Annotated in this window: 34 protein-coding genes; 33 read left to right on the forward strand and 1 reads right to left on the reverse strand. The window is 49.5% G+C overall.

Annotated features, from left to right (window positions below):
* Positions 1-78: 78 nt before the first annotated feature.
* The 10 genes from WC747_04325 (at position 79) to WC747_04370 (ending at position 7088) form a co-directional block, all read left to right on the forward strand.
* A complete protein-coding gene (locus tag WC747_04325) occupies positions 79-1602 on the forward strand; it encodes a hypothetical protein (protein MFA5999216.1) in 1524 nt (507 codons plus the stop codon).
* A 33-nt stretch (positions 1603-1635) separates the two neighbouring features.
* Positions 1636-2307 (forward strand): hypothetical protein, encoded by a 672-nt coding sequence (locus WC747_04330; protein MFA5999217.1) that lies wholly within the window; start codon positions 1636-1638, stop codon positions 2305-2307.
* Between the two features lies 1 nt (position 2308).
* Complete coding sequence (locus WC747_04335; GenBank protein ID MFA5999218.1) at positions 2309-2905, forward strand: hypothetical protein; 597 nt, start codon at positions 2309-2311, stop codon at positions 2903-2905.
* Between the two features lie 14 nt (positions 2906-2919).
* The gene (locus WC747_04340) at positions 2920-3495 is read left to right on the forward strand and encodes a hypothetical protein (GenBank protein ID MFA5999219.1); all 576 of its coding nucleotides are present in this window, start codon (positions 2920-2922) and stop codon (positions 3493-3495) included.
* Positions 3495-4034 (forward strand): hypothetical protein, encoded by a 540-nt coding sequence (locus WC747_04345; GenBank protein ID MFA5999220.1) that lies wholly within the window; start codon positions 3495-3497, stop codon positions 4032-4034. The genes WC747_04340 and WC747_04345 overlap by 1 nt, the downstream gene beginning before the upstream one ends.
* Before the next feature lies 1 nt (position 4035).
* On the forward strand, positions 4036-4536 hold the full coding sequence (locus WC747_04350) for a hypothetical protein (protein ID MFA5999221.1): 501 nt from the start codon (positions 4036-4038) through the stop codon (positions 4534-4536).
* 356 nt (positions 4537-4892) lie between these two features.
* Positions 4893-5291 (forward strand): hypothetical protein, encoded by a 399-nt coding sequence (locus WC747_04355; protein ID MFA5999222.1) that lies wholly within the window; start codon positions 4893-4895, stop codon positions 5289-5291.
* 46 nt (positions 5292-5337) lie between these two features.
* Positions 5338-6504 carry a peptidoglycan recognition family protein gene (locus tag WC747_04360; GenBank protein ID MFA5999223.1) on the forward strand — a complete coding sequence of 389 codons (1167 nt, stop codon included), beginning with the start codon at positions 5338-5340 and terminating at the stop codon, positions 6502-6504.
* Positions 6505-6514: 10 nt separating this feature from the next.
* Positions 6515-6706 carry a hypothetical protein gene (locus tag WC747_04365; GenBank protein ID MFA5999224.1) on the forward strand — a complete coding sequence of 64 codons (192 nt, stop codon included), beginning with the start codon at positions 6515-6517 and terminating at the stop codon, positions 6704-6706.
* Positions 6707-6929: 223 nt separating this feature from the next.
* Positions 6930-7088, forward strand: a complete 159-nt coding sequence (locus WC747_04370; GenBank protein MFA5999225.1) for a hypothetical protein — start codon at positions 6930-6932, stop codon at positions 7086-7088.
* Positions 7089-7362: 274 nt separating this feature from the next.
* Here WC747_04370 and WC747_04375 read toward each other — a convergent pair whose 3' ends face one another.
* On the reverse strand, positions 7363-7716 hold the full coding sequence (locus WC747_04375) for a hypothetical protein (GenBank protein MFA5999226.1): 354 nt from the start codon (positions 7714-7716) through the stop codon (positions 7363-7365).
* Positions 7717-8312: 596 nt separating this feature from the next.
* Between WC747_04375 and WC747_04380 the strand changes: the two genes are divergently transcribed.
* The 23 genes from WC747_04380 to WC747_04490 form a co-directional block, all read left to right on the forward strand.
* Positions 8313-8624 carry a hypothetical protein gene (locus tag WC747_04380; protein MFA5999227.1) on the forward strand — a complete coding sequence of 104 codons (312 nt, stop codon included), beginning with the start codon at positions 8313-8315 and terminating at the stop codon, positions 8622-8624.
* A gap of 140 nt (positions 8625-8764) precedes the next feature.
* The gene (locus WC747_04385; GenBank protein MFA5999228.1) at positions 8765-9910 is read left to right on the forward strand and encodes a hypothetical protein; all 1146 of its coding nucleotides are present in this window, start codon (positions 8765-8767) and stop codon (positions 9908-9910) included.
* The gene (locus WC747_04390; GenBank protein MFA5999229.1) at positions 9907-10206 is read left to right on the forward strand and encodes a hypothetical protein; all 300 of its coding nucleotides are present in this window, start codon (positions 9907-9909) and stop codon (positions 10204-10206) included. Before WC747_04385 ends, WC747_04390 begins: the two co-directional genes overlap by 4 nt.
* A 68-nt stretch (positions 10207-10274) precedes the next feature.
* Complete coding sequence (locus WC747_04395; protein MFA5999230.1) at positions 10275-10499, forward strand: hypothetical protein; 225 nt, start codon at positions 10275-10277, stop codon at positions 10497-10499.
* Between the two features lie 206 nt (positions 10500-10705).
* Positions 10706-10957: a general stress protein gene (locus tag WC747_04400; GenBank protein ID MFA5999231.1), complete on the forward strand. Its 252-nt coding sequence runs from the start codon at positions 10706-10708 to the stop codon at positions 10955-10957.
* Positions 10954-11247, forward strand: a complete 294-nt coding sequence (locus WC747_04405) for a hypothetical protein (protein MFA5999232.1) — start codon at positions 10954-10956, stop codon at positions 11245-11247. Before WC747_04400 ends, WC747_04405 begins: the two co-directional genes overlap by 4 nt.
* Positions 11248-11301: 54 nt before the next feature.
* Positions 11302-11508, forward strand: coding sequence for a hypothetical protein (locus WC747_04410; protein MFA5999233.1), 207 nt, complete (start codon positions 11302-11304; stop codon positions 11506-11508).
* Positions 11509-11595: 87 nt separating this feature from the next.
* Complete coding sequence (locus tag WC747_04415; GenBank protein ID MFA5999234.1) at positions 11596-12231, forward strand: 3'-5' exonuclease; 636 nt, start codon at positions 11596-11598, stop codon at positions 12229-12231.
* A gap of 246 nt (positions 12232-12477) precedes the next feature.
* Positions 12478-12837 carry a hypothetical protein gene (locus WC747_04420; GenBank protein ID MFA5999235.1) on the forward strand — a complete coding sequence of 120 codons (360 nt, stop codon included), beginning with the start codon at positions 12478-12480 and terminating at the stop codon, positions 12835-12837.
* 265 nt (positions 12838-13102) lie between these two features.
* Positions 13103-13369 carry a hypothetical protein gene (locus WC747_04425; protein MFA5999236.1) on the forward strand — a complete coding sequence of 89 codons (267 nt, stop codon included), beginning with the start codon at positions 13103-13105 and terminating at the stop codon, positions 13367-13369.
* Positions 13366-14979, forward strand: a complete 1614-nt coding sequence (gene groEL / locus WC747_04430; GenBank protein MFA5999237.1) for a chaperonin GroEL — start codon at positions 13366-13368, stop codon at positions 14977-14979. The genes WC747_04425 and groEL overlap by 4 nt, the downstream gene beginning before the upstream one ends.
* A gap of 2 nt (positions 14980-14981) precedes the next feature.
* Complete coding sequence (locus WC747_04435) at positions 14982-16103, forward strand: DegT/DnrJ/EryC1/StrS family aminotransferase (protein MFA5999238.1); 1122 nt, start codon at positions 14982-14984, stop codon at positions 16101-16103.
* Positions 16100-16363 (forward strand): hypothetical protein, encoded by a 264-nt coding sequence (locus WC747_04440; protein MFA5999239.1) that lies wholly within the window; start codon positions 16100-16102, stop codon positions 16361-16363. The genes WC747_04435 and WC747_04440 overlap by 4 nt, the downstream gene beginning before the upstream one ends.
* A complete protein-coding gene (locus tag WC747_04445; GenBank protein ID MFA5999240.1) occupies positions 16360-17247 on the forward strand; it encodes a glycosyltransferase in 888 nt (295 codons plus the stop codon). Before WC747_04440 ends, WC747_04445 begins: the two co-directional genes overlap by 4 nt.
* Positions 17228-17740 (forward strand): GNAT family N-acetyltransferase, encoded by a 513-nt coding sequence (locus tag WC747_04450; protein MFA5999241.1) that lies wholly within the window; start codon positions 17228-17230, stop codon positions 17738-17740. Before WC747_04445 ends, WC747_04450 begins: the two co-directional genes overlap by 20 nt.
* A complete protein-coding gene (locus WC747_04455; protein MFA5999242.1) occupies positions 17737-18039 on the forward strand; it encodes a hypothetical protein in 303 nt (100 codons plus the stop codon). Before WC747_04450 ends, WC747_04455 begins: the two co-directional genes overlap by 4 nt.
* A complete protein-coding gene (locus WC747_04460; GenBank protein ID MFA5999243.1) occupies positions 18036-18779 on the forward strand; it encodes an FkbM family methyltransferase in 744 nt (247 codons plus the stop codon). Before WC747_04455 ends, WC747_04460 begins: the two co-directional genes overlap by 4 nt.
* Position 18780: 1 nt before the next feature.
* Positions 18781-18960 (forward strand): hypothetical protein, encoded by a 180-nt coding sequence (locus WC747_04465; protein ID MFA5999244.1) that lies wholly within the window; start codon positions 18781-18783, stop codon positions 18958-18960.
* Entirely contained in the window at positions 18957-19307 is a 351-nt protein-coding gene (locus WC747_04470; protein MFA5999245.1) for a hypothetical protein, read from the forward strand. The genes WC747_04465 and WC747_04470 overlap by 4 nt, the downstream gene beginning before the upstream one ends.
* Before the next feature lie 53 nt (positions 19308-19360).
* Positions 19361-20044, forward strand: coding sequence for a hypothetical protein (locus WC747_04475; GenBank protein ID MFA5999246.1), 684 nt, complete (start codon positions 19361-19363; stop codon positions 20042-20044).
* Positions 20041-20298 (forward strand): hypothetical protein, encoded by a 258-nt coding sequence (locus WC747_04480; protein ID MFA5999247.1) that lies wholly within the window; start codon positions 20041-20043, stop codon positions 20296-20298. Before WC747_04475 ends, WC747_04480 begins: the two co-directional genes overlap by 4 nt.
* Complete coding sequence (locus WC747_04485) at positions 20298-21350, forward strand: GDP-mannose 4,6-dehydratase (protein MFA5999248.1); 1053 nt, start codon at positions 20298-20300, stop codon at positions 21348-21350. Before WC747_04480 ends, WC747_04485 begins: the two co-directional genes overlap by 1 nt.
* Positions 21338-22363, forward strand: a 1026-nt coding sequence (locus WC747_04490; GenBank protein MFA5999249.1) for a hypothetical protein, incomplete at its 3' end; no start/stop codon positions are given. The genes WC747_04485 and WC747_04490, both read left to right, overlap by 13 nt.

Below are 22363 nucleotides of genomic sequence, written 5' to 3' on the forward strand. Positions count from 1 at the left end.
CAGACAGTATCGAGCGGATGGGGAGACAAGATCTCTATCGGAGCTCGCCACCTCGGGTATGGGGTGCTTGTGGCTTGGATGCGACAGGCTGCTTCAGGCATTCGGTACTTCACGATCAATCAGTCAAGGATCGGTGGTCCAGATATCCTGAAGAGTGGTGGAGACTTCGTGACCTTCTTCGACAAATTCCGCTATGATGATGCGACTCCATTTGTGACATCGATCTCAGTCCAGAAGAACATCGGCCAGTATCCATATGGAATCATCATGGCTCAAGCTGATGTGGAGCTCGACAACACGAGCAAGAAATTCCTGCCTGGATTCGATACCACAGTCGGCTCTGGTACTGGTCTTCCGAATCGGCCGATCAAGATCAGCATCGGAATCGAGGATGAATATCTCAAGCTCTTCACTGGCTACACATCGCAGCCAAAAGCCACACTCAATAAGCGAGTGGTCCAGATGCATGCCTTCGATGCGTTCAACTATATCAATGGCTACAGGTCCACAATCTCGGGTGCATTCCAGAATGCTCCACTCCACAATGTCATCGCCTCGGGCATGTACGAGATGGGCTTCAGTGCATCGCAATTCATCATCGATAAAAGCCTGCAGCAGAACATCGGATACCTAGCCACATACGATCGCAAGTGGGGAGACATCTTCAAGGATGGCACAGAGGCTGAGCAAGCTCTCATGTTTGTGGATGAGAATGGGATAATCCGCTTCTGGAATCGGCAGCACTTCACGACCTTCTCAGGCGTGGCAAAATTCCAGCTCAATTATTCAAAGCTCTCAGATCTGCAGTGGCAGAATACTCCGATCATCAATGATGTGATCGTGAAGGCAAAGCCTCGAGCGGTCCAAGCTCAGCAAAAGATATGGGAAGCCACAAGCAATATCGAGCTCCCTGCAGGGCTGGACACTGAATACTTCGTGGACTTCGCTGATGACTTCGGTCCGCTTCCGACCACCTCTGTCAGCATCCCTCGCTTCATCACGACCGCTTCAGGATCGCAGAGCTACTATGCCAGCAATGATCAGAGCGATGGATCAGGTGATGCTCGCAGCAGCTATGTGTCTGTGCTCTCGGCCTATAGCTTCGGTACTACATACAAGCTGGTCTTCCGCAACACCTTCACCAGTACCATCTATCTGAATCAGCTCGTGATCTATGCCACTCCAGCGAAGGTCACTCAGGTGATCGAGGAGCGATACCAAGATCCGACATCGATCGATGCCTTCGGCCGAAACCCTTCGAACAACGGAGAGCCGATCACTATCGAGAATGATCTGATCCAGGACAAGAGCACAGCGAGATCCCTGGCATACACACTGGTCAAGGAATACAAGTCTCCTGGCAAGCGGTATATCTGCCCTGTGGCCAGGCAATCAGATCCTGCTCTGCAGATCGGAGATCCAGGACTGCTGCAGATCAATGACACCAATGAGACCAAGACTGTCTATATCACAGGGATCACCAATGTGATCGGTCGCAATGGCAAATATGATCAGGCTCTCGAGGTAGAGGAGCGAGCCATCAAGAGATACTTCACGATCAATGTCAGCAGGATCGGTGGCACTGACTCTATTGCTCCATAAGATTCAAGCTATAATAACAACAGAGGAGATGCGATGATTCTATCCAGCCAGACTAATGCAAGCGATGTCGAAGAGATGCTGCAATTTTACAAACAGCAATTCGCTGTTGTGGAAGTAGTATCCTGTGGCAAGTGTGGATCATTCCTAGCATTCGAATGTAGCGGAGGTGAGAGCATGGGCCTTGCTCCGAATGAGCTTGGCAAATACATCATCCCGATCGGGGATAATCTACTCAGCCATCGTGTACGACTAGATGAAGCTCCGACTGGCGAGCGAATGGTGGGATATCAGTGTGGTGCTCTTGTGCCTAATCCTGCATACCCGATCGCTGTCGCTGATCACCAAGCTGCAGTCGCAGCATACGAAGCTCAGTATCCGAAGGATGTCGCTGCTTATGAGAAGGACTTTAAGAAGACAGTTGCATCAATGAAGAAGACAGGGCAGCCAGAGCCCGAGCATTTGCCACCTGCATATAATCCTCCAGCAATGCCTCCAGTGGCCGAACAAATTGAATGTGGCAATGATACTCGTATCGCAGCAGTCGAGCGTGGCATAGTGCCTGTAGGTGGTCTGCAGACTACACTCTCTCCATTCGAGCGACACCAAATCCGAGAGCGACTCCGAGCTGATCGCAAGCACAAGCCTGACTTCAAAAAGGTCGGCAACATTAAACATTTTGAATCATTCCAAGTAGAGAGGGTATAGTATGGCATATTCAGCAGACACATTTGTAGCAGATGAGCAACCAACCACAGCAAAGTGGAATAAGCTGTGGGCCAATGATGCAGCCTTCAACGATGGCACAGGCATCGCAAACAATGCGATCCTGACTGCTCACATTGCTGCAGCTAATGTGACACTGCCAAAAATCTCCGACTTCGACTGGTTCAAATATATCTCGGGTGGATCATTCAGCTCCACAATCGCAGGTACATGGACAAGGATCGGATCTAACACTAGCACAGGCCAAGCAGGATGGAATGCTGCTCAGTCTGCAGGTGCTCAGAATGAGGAGATCCAATACAAGGCTGCAATGGCTGCAGGTACATATAGTGTATATATGCATGTAGACAAGGATGTGAACAGGGGTATCTATACCACTTCTGTCGATGCTGTGTCTATAGGTACTAATGATTCTTATGCTGCCACTCGTCAAGCTAACTCAGTCCTGACAGTCTCGACTTCACTTGTGATCGCCACAAATAAGCTGATCACAGTCAATGTCAAAATGGCCACAAAGAATGCAAGCTCTGCTGGCTACTATGGCACAATCAATGCTCTCGAATTTGTAAGGACAGCATAGTATGGAGGTGCATCATGGGGAGTCAAGATCTGGCACTTCGAGACAGGGCAATACCCTACTATGCAAATGTCTGGGGATATAACCGAACAAGCACAAGCGATCAGGCTATCCTGAGTGGCACTGATGGCACAGGCTCTGGATCAGATCTCGCCACCTTCCAGCCGACTTATGGCACACCAGGATTGATCAATACAATCCGAGTGCTGCAGCCTCAGTATGGTGACATCATAGAAGCCAACCTGAATATCAAATTTAAGCTGGCCACTGCAGACACAGCAAGACAGCTCAGGATCGGGATCGGCTACTTCAGTAGCCAATATACAGCTCAGAGTACATACAGTACTGATGAGCTGGCCATCATGCATCAGAAGCTGACTGGCAGAAGCACTCCATATTCAATCCCTGCAGCCAGCACATTCACGCTCCAGAGACTGAATCTCGAACCAGGTATGTATCATCGTGGCGATAGTCGCTTCAGAGATGATGCATTCGTAGTGGTCTTGTCATTCGACACCGCTCCGACAGTCGGCTCTGGATATTCCTTCACGAAGTTTGAAGTGGACTGCACAATGCAGATGGGTCTGGCATAATGGGTGCTCAAGATACACAGCAGGTCGGATACCCGAAGAGCTTGCTCAAGAAGGACTGGAGCATCTTCAGATACTGTGGAGGTGGAGGAGCTGGCAACTGTGCTCAGCCACAAGGCAAGACACAAGTCCGCTTCGGCATCGATCTGAATCCATTCATCGTGAGGCAAGACTCGATCCTGCTTCGCAATCCAGAATTCTTCGGCATCGTACTCTATCCTGATGCTGGTCCAGATGGCTTCGGGTGTACCTCGAGTTATGTGCTCGGTACTGAGAAGAGCTGGTATCTAGGCTTCAGTAATGATGGTGTGCTGACCGATGCAGAGGTAGTAGCTCAGAATCTAGTGCAGACTACAGAAGCTCCACCATTCGATATCGAGATCGGCCGATCAAAGCTACCGCAGCCGACCGACTCCGACTGGTCAGGCACTCTCTATGTGCATATCCACTGGACTAGCTCGGCCTATGTCTCTGATCAGGTATACCTCGATGATGTCCAGTATCTCCGAGTGGTCCAACATAATTATCAGGTGAGGCACTAACATGGGCCAGGGCAATAAACTCCAGCCATATCCATACACGCTGAAGACAGTGGCTGCTATCAATCAGAGCTCCTGTGGCTACCGCTTCTTCATGTACATGCTGCCTCCAAAGGATGCTCTCACCATCGAGCGACTGTACTGCCACTTCGCAATGACCTTCGACAATGCGATCCCTGCAGCTTCTCGGAAGATTGTGTCGATCGGGATCGTGGATGAGCTTCGGCCATTCCCTGCCACAGCCAATGCAAACTATCAGCGGAGGCAGACATTGAATGTGTCGGCCGATGCTAATCGCAAGATCGACATCTCCATCGATATGACACACCTTCTGAAGCATGACAATGTGCAGTACTCCGAGAGCGGATTCGATGACAATCCGATCGAGACAGGATACACAGCGGTCGAGATCATGCTCCCTGATACAATAGACTTCGTAACATCACCAGGTACAATAGACTTATGGAAGATAGACGGCCTCTTCACTACCATCGGAATTCGGTAATCGTACCGCAGCTCGGATCAAAGAGCAGGCGGAAGTTTTTTGATCGTGCTCCAGATCCGACTCCGACAGTGCCACAAGACACTGAGTCAAAAATTTGCTCGACTATGGTATGCCCTCGATGTCGTGCTCCACAGGATAAATACCGAGCCACCTGCAGGAAGTGTCGCTGCTGCTTCTACTGTGGTCTGGTCGGTGGAGGAGTATTCCTCTGTCAGATCTGTGGCAACCACATCCCTCCCGAAGATCAAGAGATCAAGGAGACAGAGACTATCAGGATCGCCTGAATATGTCACAATGAGAATAGTGGGAGGGAGACTATCCTCTCTTCAAATCATTCAAGTGGAGGGCATCTATACATGGAGATCTGGCAGATAGCAGCAATCGCACTGAGCATCATACTTGCTGTGTCGGGAATCGTGGGAGTCTTCTATGCCAATGCAAAGAACAAGCTGGCGAAGACCACTACCGATAATTATGAGAAGACTATCAAATCGTACAAAGAGATCGTGGAGTCGCAAGAGCTCAAGATCAATACTCTGACCGAAGACATGAAGGAGATGCGGAGTCTCCACACAGAGTCGGTCAAAATGATCGGTGAATTGCAGGGGGAGCTTCGGACCTGGAAGCAGCTTCCGATCAAAGAGCTATCTGACAATATGGCCTTCGTGGTCGAGCTGCAATATCTGATGGCACAGCATCTGAAGATGGATCACCTGCCTCCTCTGAAGCCTCGCACAGCGACTGTCCAGGAATAGTGATCGCCTGATTCGGCATATAATTATAAATAGAGGGAGGTGCAGTATGGGTAAAGTAGCACAACCAAATATAAGATGGAGGGGAGCACACCCCAACAACTTCACTGTCGGTCGGCCAGGCGGAGGGCTCAATGGCGACCAGACATTCCACCATGTAGTCGGTACTCGAGAGAGTGCTGTGATCGTATTCAATAACCCGACTCGTGGAGCGAGCTCTCACTTCGTTGTCGGTGGAGATATTATCGATCAGTGTGTGGCGATCCAAGATACAGCCTGGTGTGATGGCAACTGGGATCACAACATCCGAGCGATCACTGTCGAGCATGAGGGTGGCCAGAATGGGAATGGTCCATACTCTGCAGAGATGTATGAGCGAGCAGCTCAGCTCTGTGCATGGCTTCGTGACAATTATGGGATCACTCGATATGTCCGACATCGTGATGTATCACTGAAGAGCACAGCCTGCCCTGGTGGTCTCGATGTCGAGGCGATCTGGAATCGTGCTTCTCAGATCATTGCTGAAGCTAACAAGCCTGCAGCACAACCTGAATGGCTGAAGAATCGTACTCCGCTGAGTGGCAAGGTCTATGCTCAGATCGATGGTCTTCGCTTGATCAATCTCAATGATCCGAATCAGTATGCCGACAGCCGAGTATTCCCTCGCAATACGAGCTTCGATATCGGATCTCAGACAACTGTCGGAGGTGTGAAGTACCTGATCACAGTCAGCTCTACTGGTACGAATACCCCGAATGGTATCCGCTTATCTGAAGTGGCTCAGACTCCATATGTGCCACCACAGCAGCCAGCTCCACAACCGACCACACCTGAGTGGAAGGACAGTCTGATCGATGAGCCGAATCGACCAATGTATGTGATCCGAGAGACACTACTGATCGACCTCGAGAATGGTCGGCCAGCACTTGACAGTAAGAGCCAGGAGATCCGCTTCCAAGCTGGAGCGGTCATCGCTGATGTGTCTGCTCATACGATCGTAGCTGGCAAGACCTACTACCTGACTGAGTACAGCTTCAGCAAGGGGATCGGCCGAGGTATCCTGGCCAATGATCTGAGCTTGTCCGCAGACAGTACTCCTCCAGGCACACCTGCAAATCCGAGTGTGGAAGATCGACTGTCTGCACTAGAGAAGATCGTCAAAGCGATCGTGGACTTCCTGAGTGGAATCTTCAGTGGATTCAAGATCAATAAATAAGGAGGCAGCAATGCAACTATCAAAAATCGATAAGGACCAGGCAGCCAAGATCGGCAAGGCTGCACTGTACATCGGCCTGTCGGCAGTGATCTCATATCTGATCACAGTGATCACCGATCAGCCAGACCTATTCGGTCCGCTGACACCGATCATCAATATCGTGCTGGTCACACTGAAGCAAGCATTCACAAAGCCAGCCTAGTCTGGTACTATGGTGCTGTGAGGCGGAGCAAGGGAGGTGAGCATATGATTGCCACCTGAGCTCCGCTATTTTCTTGCCAAGATTATCAATCATCGAGTATTATTCAAATAGATAAAGCCATAGCTGCCGAATACCACCGAGCTATGGCTTGTCGCTTTTCAGGGCATAATATAAATAGATGAGTATGGAAGATGGTCCACAATTCGAAGAGCGAAGGCAGCATGTGCTGGAGGCTCTTGAGGCTGCTCGAGAAGACTGGCTTGCTGCAGAAGATCCGATCGAGGTCGAGATCCAGCAGACTGCCATTGATCACCTGCTAGATGTGGCGATCGATTATGGATACCTGGCTGTGCAGGGTATTGACAAAGCTCGCTCTGTGTGATACTATAGTAGTGTTATGCAATACATAAAACAAAAATTTGAAGATCGATTCTATACATACAAGCCTGGCGAATTCCTTCCTATATGGGAAGGTGGCCAGCTACGGAATCGCAATCAATTCATCGTATACAAACTGAAGCAAATCATCGCCAAATAGAAGAGAGCCAGACTTATTGCTGGCTCTCCATCGATGGAAGATAAGAAGAATTGAGGTGCAACTCTCCACCTCTATTATCGCTCCCCTGCCCTCACATGTCTGTGAGGTATTTTATATTCTAGTACCAGTGAGGGCTTCTGGAATTCCAGGCAGCCAGTGCTCCATCCCAAGATCCATATCGGCCCTTGACATAGCTATCCATCCACCTGAGCTGACAAACTGGCTCGACTCCACAATGAGCTATCTTGCTGCATGGGAGGGCTTGAGGGATGCCACACGCTCCCGAGTCTGGATTCACTGCATTCGGACTACAACCGCTCTCATTGATTATGAGCTTGTGTGTGGAGTACATATCGGGTATGCCTGCTGCTGCCATCCAATCAGCACAAGATCCGCTGGCTCTGACAGGCTCTTCGGCAAATGCCTTCGGGCTGGATGCTAGTGCAGCCAGTCTCGCCTTCTCTGCCTTCATTGCCTGCAGATTCTTGATCTCATTCCGAAGCTGGTCCTCCAGCTTCTTCTGATCCTCGAGCTGCTTCTCTGTCTGTGTGTTGCTCTTCTGCAGCTCCTCAGTCTTCTGATGAAGCTGCTGTCGCTCAGACTCCAGATGCTTGATCTGAGCCTGTGTGTGTTGCACTTGTCTATAGTTATCGACTGCAGCGATGCAGCCAAAGCTGATGATGAGAGCTGATGTCGCTACGATCAGCAATTTGAATTTTCTACGCAATTTTATCTACCACCGATTAAATGCCACTGTCTATTTTATCATGGCTATGGTTGCCAGAGTCAAGTCCATCTCGGCCTGCTCAGAGGTAGCGATATCACTTGTCCACACAATCCACAGGTATTGTACACAGGCAAAAGATAAGCGACTTGCACACGAAGCAAATGAGGGTGTATTATGGAATGACCGATCATTCAAAAACACACAGAGAATTTTGAATGTGAGGAGGATTCAATCGGAGGGCTCGAGACTTCCGCAAATAATAAAACCCCTGTCGGACAACAGAGGCTCTATTCGTTTTGCAAATGCAAGGTGGATTCAACCTCCAGTATACAGGGGAATCTATGGAGGTGTCAAATTTTATGGGTACTACATCTAGTGTCGGCTCTCTCATGAGCGACCGCATCAAGACTATAGCTATAGAGAATAATTCACAGAGAACTTCTATAGCTATAGTCAAAGATAAACCGAATGCAAAAGAGGCTGATGCAATTATTGCTGACTGTCAGGACCTGATCGATGATCAGAAATTCAAGCCATTCTTCTACAAGAAATTGTATGAGCTCGGCAAGGGTCGATTCCTGGAGCAGGCATACAAAGCTCGGAAGTATCACAGAGGATCGCCTGGCCGATTCTTCGTGCATCTGCTCAAGTAACAAAGCGAGACCCCTGGAGGTGCAACTACAGGGGTCTCTACATCTATTATATGTGGGATATCCACAACTCATAAAAAAGGTATTGACTGGCTAACGAAGCACAATGTATAATGCTAATGTACGAAGGAGGTGCAAACTCTATGGGAGATAATAAACCAAAGAGCTCGGCTGGAGAGTCGCAGCTCGCAATCAGGAAGCAACTGAGCTACTCGGAGATCGAGCAGATCAGCAAAGCATTCGTGGCATCTGGCATGTTCGGTCAGGACATGGACAAGATCTCAAAGGGCATAACAAAAATAATGGCTGGCCAGGAGCTCGGCCTTGCTCCATTCGCTTCAATGCGAGCGGTCCATGTGATCGAGGGCAATGCCACACTGTCAGCAAATACGATGGCTGGCATGGTCAAGAGCTCTGGCCGATACGATTATGAAGTCAAGAAGAAGGATCTCTCAGGCTGTGAGATCGACTTCTTCGAGCTCCGCAATGGCAAGCGAGTGAAGGTCGGTACTGAGACCTTCGATATCGATGAAGCAAAGATGGCTGGCATGTTCGATCCCGAATGTCCGAATGCTCCGATCGAGCACAATCTTCGGACCATCACCATGTACAAAAAGGGTGGCGGATCGTGGCAGAAGGAGAATCAGTGCAACTGCAAAAACAACTGGAAGCAGTATCCGAAGGCCATGCTCTTCGCTCGCTGTGTCAGCAATGGTGTCCGATCGTATTGTCCTGATGTATTCAGTGGCATGCTGGTCTACACACCAGACGAACTCAATGCACAAATAAATGCTTCAGGCGAAGTGATCGACATGGACACTGAAGGCAATATCACTAATGCTCCAGCAAAGCCTGCAGCAACATCAAAGAAGGAGACTGAAGCAGTGGATGCAGATATCGATCAGACTCCACCTGCAGACTCTGAGCCTGTGGTGGACATAAACAATGAAGGCACTGAGGATCATCCAGATATCACCGATCCGAATGAGCCATCTCAGGAAGAGATCGAGGCTGCCAATCCTGAGCCTGAAGAAGAAGTCGAGCCTCTCGCTACAGTAGATGATGAATTCAAAGACACCGCATGGACCATGTATGAGCAGCTTCCATTGAAGGCTTCATACCGAATGCGATGGCTGAAGGAAGTCACTGGAGTGATCACTCGCAATTCAATCAAGACCGATGAGAAGTGGCGAGCTCTAATGGATCGAGCAACTGCAGTCACGATCGGAGAAGAAGAGATCGATGCCGAGCATCGGACTGATGCTGGCGAGCAGGAGAAGATGGTATGAGTCCTGTGATTGTCAAAGATCTTGATGGCTCGAAGTGTCCTGAATGTGGCAAGCAATGCTCTACCCTAGCTGGCCTGAGCAAGCACATGAATTCGGTCCACACTGCCACCAAGATAGTCGATAAGAAGTCACTGGAGCAGATCCTCAAGGAGAAGTATCCAGAGCTCAAGTGCTCGGTGGATGGCAAGACTGTCTACTATGATGCCTATGCTGAAGAAGGTCTGATCACCGAGCTCCAGGCATTCCTGAATCTGATCAATGTCGAAGGTATAAAACTAGTCAGGAGGGTCTTCTAATGGCTCGCAATAAAGTATTCAATCGAAGATACACTATCGAGATCAAGGGCGTGACCACGAATCACTTCATGGAGCGATTCATAGATGCCTGGCTCGGCCGAGCGATACTGGCCCTGGCGAATAAGTTTGCTCAGGTAGAGATCGTGCTGATGACTGCAGAGGAAATTGAGACTGCCTCGAAGGTCCGAGAGATATTCAAGTGTCCGAAGTGTGGAGCTTCAAAGTATACAGAAGGAGCTGACTGCCTCTTCTGTGCAGCGGAGGGAGATCAGGATGCCGACACTAACATATGAGCTTGAGACACGCTGCCTGAATTGCAAGCTGATCCAGGTCACATCGGTCCGCAAGAATTGCCGATTCGTATCTGCTAATGAAGCACATGTCGGCTCAGGCTACTACAAGAATAATGATCCGACCAAGAAGGTCAAGAAGGTGTGTGAGCACTGTGGCTGTGATGCTCTGAAGTATCAAGGCATAGTCACGAAGGAGGAGCTGTCTGATGAAGGCTAAAGCAAAAGACCCGAAGAAGGTGGCTGCAGGTCGCAAGGGTGGCCAGCTCAGTCCGACAAACTTCAAGCGGAATCGTGAAGGTGCAAAAGCTGCAGGTCAGCGATCAGCCTGGATGAAGCATAGTGGCAAACTCGAGGATTATCCTCCGCTGCTCATTCGGCCCGATGGTGGACTGACTCCACTCAATGATCCTGATGTGCCTGCTCGCAAACTACCACCGCTCAGGAAGAGGCAGTCATGAGTGATGTCAAACAGCTCAGCAGGAATACTGTCTGCAACCTCTTCAAGATCCGAGCTCCGATATGGAATGGTGGCAAGAAGATGGTGGGCCTCGATGCCAAGCGGATCACATACCACAATGAGATTGTATTCACCTATGTCCGCAAATCCGATGGTGAGCAGTCGATACCAGACCACTATTATTTTGATGGCAATCTTCTCAGAGAGCTCGACTTCGAGAAGCAGATGATCAAAGGCACAATGCTAGTGATCATTCCATTCGAGCACTTACAACTACTGGAGAGAATTTGATGCAGCCTGCAGGTCGAACAGGCGGAGGGTATAAAAAAATGGAGGTGCAAACACATGGCAAAATTGACTGAGATCACAATCCCTGTATTCCGCATTCAGCGGAAGGAACATGACTGGGGATACACAGAATTTTTTGTGCAGCAGCGACAAGGCAATGGCCGATGGAAGACTGTCAGCAGCGAATACGCTGGCATTCATTCAGCCAAAGCCAAGCTCGGAGACCTAGTGCTCGAGCTCATCGCTGAAGCAGAAGAAGAATAGAGAGCAAGCTCTCACACGAGTTACAATGTGGGTGTGGCCTTCGGGCCACTACCCTCCAAGATCACAAAACATATACGAGGGAATCATATGATACTATTTTTTGACACTGAGACTACTGGAATCCGCAAGGGTGGATTCATTCCACGAGTGGTCCAGATCGGTGCTCTACTGACTGACAATGAAGGCAACACGATCAGCGAGCTCAATATCTTGCTGCATCCTGAAGGCTTCGAGACAGTGCCTATTGAGGCAGCAAATGTGCATGGCTTCTCGATCGAGAAGATCAGGTCCGCTGGCGTAGATCGCCTGTATGGTCTGTCGGTATTCTTCGACCTGGCCAAGAATGCTGATGTCCTGGTGGCTCACAATGCTGAGTATGATATGGACCTCCTGCAGATCGAGACCGACTACTACAAGCAGAGGGCTCTTGAGTCCGAGCAGAGTCGAGTCTCTGAGTGGCAGGATGTGATCCAAAAAGCACAGGTATTCTGCACGATGCTGAATAGTCGAGACCTGCTGAAGCTGCCATTGAGTGCTGCTCAGGCGAGCTTCTTCAAAGACAAAGGGATCACTCAGCAATACAAAAATCCACGCCTGCAGGAAGCTCACATTCACTTCATGGGATATGACTTCGAGGGTGCTCATGATGCGATGGCAGATGTCCGAGCTTGCAAGGATGTCTACTTCAAACTACACTCAATAAAAGAAGAGGTGGCTGCATAAGCAGTCCACCAGGAGGGTGCAAAATAAAATGAAAACAATACTCAAATGCCTGGCCTGGATAGTGATACTTCTCGCAATATCACTGGCTATAGTCTATGGCTGCTGGCTGATACTGATCTTCATGCTATTCGGAGAGACTCTGCAGATGAGTCTGACAATAGCTGGTGAGATCTTCCTGATCGCTGCATGGTGGTGGATCGTGGGCCTGGCTGAATGCTGAGCTATACAGTCACAGGCAATCCGATTGTGAAGAAGAATACTCAGAAGGTGGTGTGGCGGAATGGTAGATCCATCGTGGTCTACTCGCCACAGTATCGAGGCTGGCTCAATAATGCGATGGATGAGCTTGCCCTGCAGAAGAGACCTGCTGAGCCGATAGATTATCCAGTGCTCCTTGTGTGCAAATTTTTTATGCAGACACTGAGGGTGGTAGATCTATCTGCTCTATACGAGGGAATCCAGGACACGCTGGTGAAGATGGAGATACTGAAGGATGACAACTTCAATATCATCATCGGCCATGACGGATCAAGGGTGCTACTCGATAGGGAGAATCCCCGAACAGAGGTGGCAATAGTACCTGCAGACCACTCCCCTGCTGGCTAAAATTGACAAAACAGGGCATATATTATTTACAACACTTAACAGGGGTGGAGACCACTCCCCTGCCCTATCGCTCAATTTTTTTGACAGGCTGTCAAGGTGTTAATGTTTTTTCATGGCGATCAGTAGGGGAGAAGGGGAGGGGTGCTATATAGGAATGCTTATAGTATGCTAATTACTACACAATAACTAATTCAATAATGTTTGTTGTTGCAATCACAAAAGTGCTTGTGCTACAATCGAAATTGATACGAAGGAGGTGCAATCGATGTATCAAATACAAATGGTGGACTCTAATATATTGACCAAAAAGGTCGAGTCCGAGAAGCAATCAGAATTTGAAACAGGTGGATCTAGCGACCGCAATGGTGCTATCTACCGCATCATCCATGCTCCAGCAGAATCGGAATACAAAGCCGAAGAGCTGGTGCTTTTAAGTCCAGGCGAATATACCGCTCTCTATTTTGAGGGTGAGCTCCTGACCTCCATCACCGAATCAGACATCATAGCAAAGGTAACGGAGGACAAATCATGAGTACAAAAATCAAGACTGGATCGGATGCCCGATCGGAAGTGAAGGCAGGCATCGATCTAGTAGCCAATGTGGTCAAGACTACGCTCGGACCACGAGGCCGAAATGTTGTGCTCAAGACTGATCCATACCGACCACCGCTCAATACAAATGATGGTGTCACCATAGCTCGGGAATTGCATGCTCCAAAAGACAAGCCATTCCAGGAGATCGGTGTCGAGACTGTGAAGGCTGCAGCCAACAAGACAAATGATGTCGCTGGCGATGGTACTACTACAGTCACTCTCCTGCTCCAAGCAATGACCACTCATGTACTGCAGCAGATCAACAATGATGCTGATCCAGTATTGCTCAGGCGTGGTGTCGAGAAGGCAGCAGAAGCTGTAGTCGAAGCATTGAAGGATGAGATCGTGGAGACCAAAGATCTCGAAGCTCTGATCAATGTGGCCACAATATCATGTGGAGATCCTGAAGTCGGCAAGCTAGTCGCTGAGGCTGTCCACAAGGTCGGCTCAAATGGTGTCGTGACGATCGAAGATGGTGAAGGTGAAGAGACTACCAGTCGAATCGCTGAAGGCATTGAGCTTCGTGGAGGCATCCAGCTTCCAGTATTCATCACCAACACAGCCAGGCAGGAAGCTGATGTCACTGATGTGCCGATCTTCGTGACTGACCATGACTTCACGAATGGGCTCGAGATAGTCCGCTTGATGGAAGTCATTGCAGGTATGGGCCACAAAGCAGGTGTGCTGATAGCCAACTCAGTCACAGGCGAAGCGATGGCATCATGTGCTATCAATAAGGCTCAGGGCAAATTCACGCTGATCCCTATCAAGGTCCAGGCTCTCGGTGAGCAGGGCCAGGCAGTGCTTCGTGATATGGCTGAAGCTACTGGTGCAAAATTCTTCGCTCGTGACGAGGGCAATCGCTTGCCTAACAATCCACAGAATCCATCAGACACATACAATCCAGATGACTTCGGCCATGCAGAGCGAGTGATCGCCAGCCGAGATCGTACATCTATTATGGGTGGAGCTGGTGAGACTGAAGACCGCATCAAAGAACTCGAGGCACAGAAGGCCAACAGCAAGCAGGCATATGAGAAGAATCTTCTTGATGAGCGTATCGCTCGCCTGCAGTCTGGTGTCGGTGTGATCCGAGTCGGTGGTGTTGGTGAAGCAGAGCGAGATGAGCGGAAGCTCCGAGTCGAAGATGCGATCAATGCATCAAAGGCTGCTCTGGCAAATGGCATCATCGCTGGTGGTGGAGCTGCTCTCTATCGTGCAGCATCAAAGGTCAAATCAGATGGCCTGACTACGGAGGAGACATTCGGTCTTCAGGCAGTAGTCAAGGCTTGCTTCGAGCCTATCAAGCAGATGGCTGCCAATAGTGGCCTGGAGCTCGACAAGGCTGATCTGCAGAAGATCCTGGATGATAAGACTCTGACCATTGACTTCTACACTGGAGAGGTCGTGGATGCCTTCAAAGCAGGCATCATTGATCCGAGCCTAGTCACACTGTCCGCTGTCAAGAATGCTGCATCAGAGGCTGCACTGTTTGCAATCACTGAAGGAGCTGTCACTAATCCAGAGGATGACTCAGAAAAGATCTAGCCATGATACCGCTATTCAAAACACACACACCACACACAATCGACAAGCCACTACTTGAGACCTTGCACAGTGGATACATCACACAAGGTCCGAAGGTGGAAGAATTCGAGGGCCGACTTCGAGACTTCTTCGGCACTGATCATGTGGTGACATTGAATAGCGGTACATCTGCACTCACACTAGCGATGAGGCTGGCAGGCATCGGCCCTGGTGATGAAGTGATCACCACTGCCATGACTTGCTCGGCCACAAATCTTCCTGTATTATCCCTCGGAGGCAAGCTAGTCTTCGCTGATATTGATCCTGTGAGTGGCAACATCAATGCAGAATCAATCGAGAAGCTAATCACAAAACAAACAAAGGCGATACTATTTGTGGACTGGGGAGGCATGCCTGCAGACCTCGATCAGATCGTGAGCATTGCGAGAGCTCATGATCTAAAAGTGATCGAGGATGCTGCTCATGCCTTCGGTGCTGAATACAAAGGCCAGAAGATCGGCACTATAGCTGACTTCACATGCTTCAGCCTGCAGGCGATCAAGCACATCACGACTGGCGATGGTGGCATCTTGACCTGCAAAGATCCTGCAGACTATAAGCGAGCTCGGAGTCTCAGGTGGTTCGGTATCAATCGTGATGCCGACTCACTCGATTCTCGGATCTCAGAAGACATTGAAGAGTGGGGATACAAATTCCACATGAATGATCTGAATGCCACAATAGGCATTGCTCAGATGGATCATGTCGATGCAGTACTGCAGGCTCACCGCAACAATGCAAAATACTACGAGCAGAACTTGAGCAATTATTTTGTTCGCTCAGTAGATCCTGCAGATCGCAGATCAGCATGGTGGCTCTATACCATTATTCTACCTGACCAGAAGAGCCGAGATGCATTCAAAAAATTTGCTACTGACAAAGGTGTGATGGTGTCACAGGTCCACAGGCGGAATGATGAGTACTCAGTATTCAAGCCATTCGCTCGCAAGGGTCTTGACGGAGTTGCATATTTTGCAGATAGAATGGTATGCATCCCTGTACACTGGGGGCTCAGTATAGATGAGCTCGATCATGTGGCAGGGGTGTGCAATGAATTTGCTCAGAAGCAGGAGAAGAAGTCATGAGCAACACGATGAATGCAGATCAATTCCCTGAGAGCAAAGAAGAGCTGAAGCGACTCAAAGGCCGAGCCAGGAAGTATCTGGATTATGCTCTCGATAAGAACAAGGGCAAACGATCCAGCAAGGTGCTGAGCTTGGCAATTATGATATCAATCGAGCGATGCAAAGCTGTCGATGAATTCCAGCGGAGGCATAAGTATCGGACCATGAGCCGATGGGATCACTTCATGGCGATCTTCGATAGTAGGAGGATCTTCAAATGATCATCGGACTTCCAGTAGTAGAGGGCCACGAGCTCACAAAGGTGGCACTGGACCACCTCACAAAGAATGCTGTCATGAGCACTACTATTCCAGTTGTGATCGATAACGGCTCGGCCACTCCATATAACTGTGATCCACCATTCGAGATCTGCAAAGAGATCAATGGCTACAAGGTCGGCCTGATCAGCAACAAAGAGAACATCGGATATTATCAGCCACTGAAGCAACTCTATGATCAGTATCCAGATGAGCAATACATCGGCCTGATGCACAATGATCTTATGCTCTATGAGCAAGGCTGGGATCGCAGGATGCTGCAGGCATTTGAAGAAGATCCTGAGCTCGGCTTGATCGGTCTATGTGGATCACGAGAAGTCGATGAGCGTGGCGGTCGAGGTGGTCACACAGTTTGCAACTTCATGGGGAGAGATGTCCTGGTGGGTGAGCAGGTATGGCATGGTCAAGATCCATCTGCAGGCAGGCGGATCGAAGGCATCGAGCCAGCCATCGTGCTCGACTCTCTCTTCATGTTGTTCCGCAGGGAGGCAATACCTTCGCTGGTCCGAGATCATGAAGACTGGGATGACATCACACTGGCACATTTTTATGATCGCATCTGGCCGATCCGAGTGATCGAAGATGGCTGGCATGTCATCACTATGGGCTCAGACAATGATCACATCGGTGGCATGACCACTACTGGCAATGAGCGATACCGCAATGACTGCATCAAATTCCTGGATGAGCGTGGCATTCCATATGATAATCCTGAGACCGAGATGTACCTTGTGGCGGAGCGAAGATACCTGGAAGAGTACCGAGATCAGAAGCACTGGCTTCCAGCAATAATCAGAGAGGGATACAATGTCACACATCTTGCATGAGCTGCAGACAGCCACTGAAGCACTAGACATGGCCGACATTCGCAATGAGGTCAGACACTTCATGACTCACAATACTGCTGAGATCATGCCTGCAGAGCAAGCCGAATGGTATCGCAACACCTATCTGCCAGCTCGAGATCATGGAGAATTATTCGGGTACTTGGTACATGGTGATGGTCCACTGCCTATCGGCTATGGGCTCATCAGCAAGCGTGATGGTCGCTGGTGGGTATCGGGTGGTCTCAAGGAGGAGGCAAGGGGTCAGGGTGCTGGATACTTCCTATTCGAGCAGATGACCATGATGATCCATGAAGATCTCCGATCGGAAGAAGCCTGGCTCGATGTGCTCAACTCAAATGAAGGTGCTCGCAGATTATATGAGAAGCTCGGATACACTGCAGTCATGGCCGATGATCGGCTGACTGTGATGGTCCACAGGCTCGAGCATCAAGAAGCAGAATCAGTATCATTAAGAGAGAAGGTAGCAGCATGAGTATTCTCGGCCGATCAAAAGACATTCACAAGACTCCAGACATGAGTCGGCAGGCACTGCTGTGGATGCATCCTGAAGCAATGGTCCGCTTCATGACAAGCCAGCGATGGGTGATTCAAGAAGGCCACCTGCCTGAAGACACTCAATTCCACCATGTATATTATGATTCCAATCGACAGGTATTTGCGATCGTGCTGACATCCAGTACATTCAAATCACTGAAGCTCGGCCAGAAGATTCCTGAGCTACCTCCAGTGACATTCCGCTGGTGGAATAACAAAGATGGAGCAATCGAATGAAGCGTGAACTGCCTGGATTCTACGAAGCTGAGGAGCGGAATAAGCTCTCACATTTTACGACTCAAGGATTCGATCTCAATGGGGTAGTACAGGGTGGAGCGAATGATGGTGAAGAGATCGAAAACTTCATCCGCATGGGTATCGACCACCTCATCGGCTTCGAGCCACTGACATCAGCATTCAATATTCTCGATGAGCGGTATGGTGACAAGGCTCATGTCTTCAAGCTCGGCCTCCATGACACAAACAGCATGGGAGATCTGCAAGTCACTGCAGGCGATGGCAAGGGCTCATCATTATTCGATGGTGTCTGGGATCATCCTGAAGTCATGAAGAACTGGAATCAAGGCCAGGCTGCAATCGTGGACCATGAGCAGGTGGAGCTGGTCCGCTTCGACACATGGGCCAAGCAAAACAACAATAAGCTCTACACTGATTCTCGTGGTGTGAAGCGAATGATCAATCTCGCTGAGTACGATACTCTCCAGCTCGACACACAAGGCAATGAGATGGAGATCCTGCTCGGCATGGGGAAGTGGCTGAAGCAATTCAAGTATCTGTGCATTGAGCTCTCAGTGACTCCAGTCTACAAAGGCGAGACACCAGGAGTTGAAGTCGCAGCATGGCTGAAGACTCAAGGCTACACACTAGACTCTCCGATCTATGAGCACAATGATTGCTTCTTCGTGAGGTCCGACATTAAGCCGACAAGCGATCAAATCTATAGAGGGAGGTGCTGATATGAAGTGGCGATGGCTCAAAATAACTGCAGGTATTGTGTGGGGCACAAACAATCTTACTCGTGATGACTTGGCCCGTAGGAAGAATGGCAGCTATGATTCAATCATTGATCTGAATGAAGGCACAGAATTTGATCCTGATCAGAATGCATGGATACCAGTGAAGGGTGACGAATCATGAGCGAAGATGCACAAAATGCAATAGGGTATGGCCTCGCCACATTATTCATTGTGGTAGCTGTCGGTCTCGGTATATGGATAGGAGGCAAGGCTATCGGTGGTGTCGGCCACTGGTGGCACTCAGTCACATACTCGACTCCAGAAGAGCAGGCTCAGCAAGATGCTCGAGCAAAAGCTGCAGCCGATGAGTGGGCCAAAGATCCACGCAATCCAAAAGTGGCTGGTCAGAAGTGTCTCGACTTGGGAGGCATTCCAGACTATTCAGCATGGGATGGAGATGTCAAAGCCTGCAACAAGCCAGGTGGAGGCAACATAGATATCAAGCAAAGCGTAGAGGTAAAGCAATGAAAATAGGAATCGGCTTCTCAGTACTAAATAACTTCAAGGGCTTCGCTGAGTCGGTGCATTCTATCAGGACCACACACGACTGGAATCTCTATATGTTTGATCAATGGAGATTGAATCGACCGCTCTCTGAGACCTGGAATGTGATGGCCATGCGAGCATTCGAAGAGGGCTGTGATTATGCCCTGCTCTGCAATGATGACATCTTATTCAGTCCTGATTGTATCGATGCAATGGTCCGAGTACACCAAGCTCTCAATGAGACTGAAGATGTTGTGATGGTTACACCAAACAATATAATGCTGGAGCTTGCAAATCCAGAAGACATCCTGAGCTATGCTCTGCCTGAAGGTGTACAGACAAGCTGGAGCGAGCATCCAAACTTCTCAGTATTCCTGATCGCTCGAGACTTCTTCGAGAAGGTCGGCTTCTTCGATGAGAATTTTATCCCTGCCTGGTATGAAGACAATGACTCTCACTACCGAGCCAAGCTGCTCGGGTACAAAGAGATCTGTACTACCGCTGCTCCAATGGTCCACTATGGCGGAGTGGCCACAAGCCTCATGGACAATCCAAATAGCCAGCACAGTCATGACTACTTCCTGAAGAAGTGGGGCTCGGCTGGCCGAATCCTGGATGAAGTATTCAAACTGCCATATGACGATCCTGAATTCACTCCAGCAATGTGGAGGCGAGCGGATGGTACTGTGGTCGGACCATTAAAGAAGGAGGCATCGTGAAGATATCAATCAAAGACTTCCCTCAGAGGAAGCTAGATCAGCGGATCTACAAGGAGGGTGTCAAAGATCCCGAAGTGACTGAAGGCATATGGGTGATCATGGCCTCAGACATAGAGGAATACATGCCTCCAAATCTGTATACAAAATTTAATCAATGGATGAGTGGCCAGACAGTCACGAGTATCGGTAGCGAGGCAGGCTACTATCTCGAAGATGTCGAGCGATTCTTGCAAGGTAAGGGAGTTATAGACTGATGGAAAATACAAAAAGAGCACTATTGACTGGAGCAGGTGGCTTCATCGGAGCACACACGCTGGCTCACTTCATGCACAATACGGACTGGCATCTGGTCCTGATCGATAGCTTCAGGCACAAGGGCAAGACCGATCGTATCGCTGAGATGTTCGAAGCTCATGAAGACTGGCGATCACGCTGCACAGTTATCACTCATGACCTGGCTGCTCCATTCAGCGAGCAGATGATCCACCGCATCGGCCACATCGATCACATTATAAACATGGCCAGCGAGTCTCATGTGGACCGCTCGATCGATGATCCAGTGCCATTCATTGAGAACAATGTGGCTCTGACATTGAATGTCCTGGAGTATGCTCGCACAATATGGGATCTTCGCAATGGCAACACCACAGCTCCAGAGGGCTCTGTCTTCGTGCAGATCTCGACTGATGAAGTGTATGGTGCTGCTCCTGTGGCCGATCATCCTGAATGGGATGTGATCCTTCCAAGCAATCCATACTCAGCCAGCAAAGCCTCACAAGAAGCGATCGCCATCAGCTACTGGCGGACCTTCGGCTTGCCACTTGTGATCACCAATACCATGAACAACTTCGGTGAGATGCAAGATCCTGAGAAGTTTGTGCCGATGCTGATCAAGGGAATCTATGAGGGCAAGGATGTCACGATTCATGGCAATGCTGAATACATCGGATCTCGCTTCTACCTTCACGCTCGCAACCATGCCGATGCAATGCTCTTCCTGATCAATCGTGGTACTCCGACAAAGTATGTGGACAATAATGAGATCGTATTCCCTGACCGCTTCAATGTGGTGGGAGACACCGAGAAGAACAATCTCGAGCTCGCACAGGAGATCGCTGAGCTAGTCGGCAAGGATCTCATCTACCACCTGGAAGACTTCCACAGCACTCGACCTGGACATGACAGGCGATATGCACTGGATGGATCAAAGCTCTTCGCTCTCGGCTGGCAGCCACCGATCAGCTTCAAGGAATCACTGGCAAAGACAGTCGAATGGACTCTGGAGAATAAGCAATGGATGCTCTAGCTCAAGCCACGATCGATGATGCAGCCAAGCGAGCAATCGCTGATGGTGCTGATAAGGTCAATCTTCTGCTGTATGGTGACTACTGCTGTGGCACTGGCTTCGCTCAGGTCCTCGGCAACATAGCCAGGGAGCTTCACGCTACAGGCAAATACAATATCGATGTGATCGCCATCAATTATTCGGGTGATCCGATCGATGTCGAGAAGTGGCCAGGCAATGTCTATCCAGCTATGCCTGGTGGCCTCATGAATGCTGGAGCATATGGTGATGTCTATGGCCGACAGCGACTGCTGGACCTCATGGGCTCAGGCAAATATGATGTGGTCTTCATGCTGCAGGATACCTTCGTGATCGAGCCGATCATGGAAGAGATCAAGAAGACTCAGGATGCCCTGCCTCAAAATGGCCACAAAGTATTCAAGACAGTCTGGTACTACCCTGTCGATGCACAGCTCAAGAAGCAGTGGGTGAACACAGTAGCAGGTGCTGACTTCCCTGTTGTCTATACCGAATATGGCAAAGCCGAGACACTCAGGCACATGCCAGAGCTCGAGGATCGCCTCCGAGTTATCTATCATGGTAACAATCCGAGCCACTTCTTCCCGATCCAAGACAAGGAAGATGTGAAGGCATTCCGCAAATCATACTTCAATGGCAAAGCAGATGATCGATTCTTGATCGTGAACATCAACCGCAATCAGCCACGCAAGGACATAGCCAGAAGCCTCATGATACTCAAGGAGCTGTGGGATCGTGGCCGAAGACCATTGCTCTACCTGCACATGCAATACGAAGATGCAGGTGGCAATATCTTCACCATTGCCAATCAGCTCGGTCTCGGCAAGGAGTATGAATTCTTCCTGCCTAGTCCGAAGATATTCAATGCAAATCAGGGCATGCCGATCGATGATGTGAATCGAATATACAATGCAGCGGATCTCGTGCTGTCCACTACCCTCGGTGAAGGGTGGGGATTGTCCATGACCGAAGCAATGGCCACAAAGACTCCTGTG

The sequence above is a fragment of the Candidatus Babeliales bacterium genome (genome assembly GCA_041660205.1).
GTDB lineage: Bacteria > Babelota > Babeliae > Babelales > Chromulinivoraceae > JACPFN01.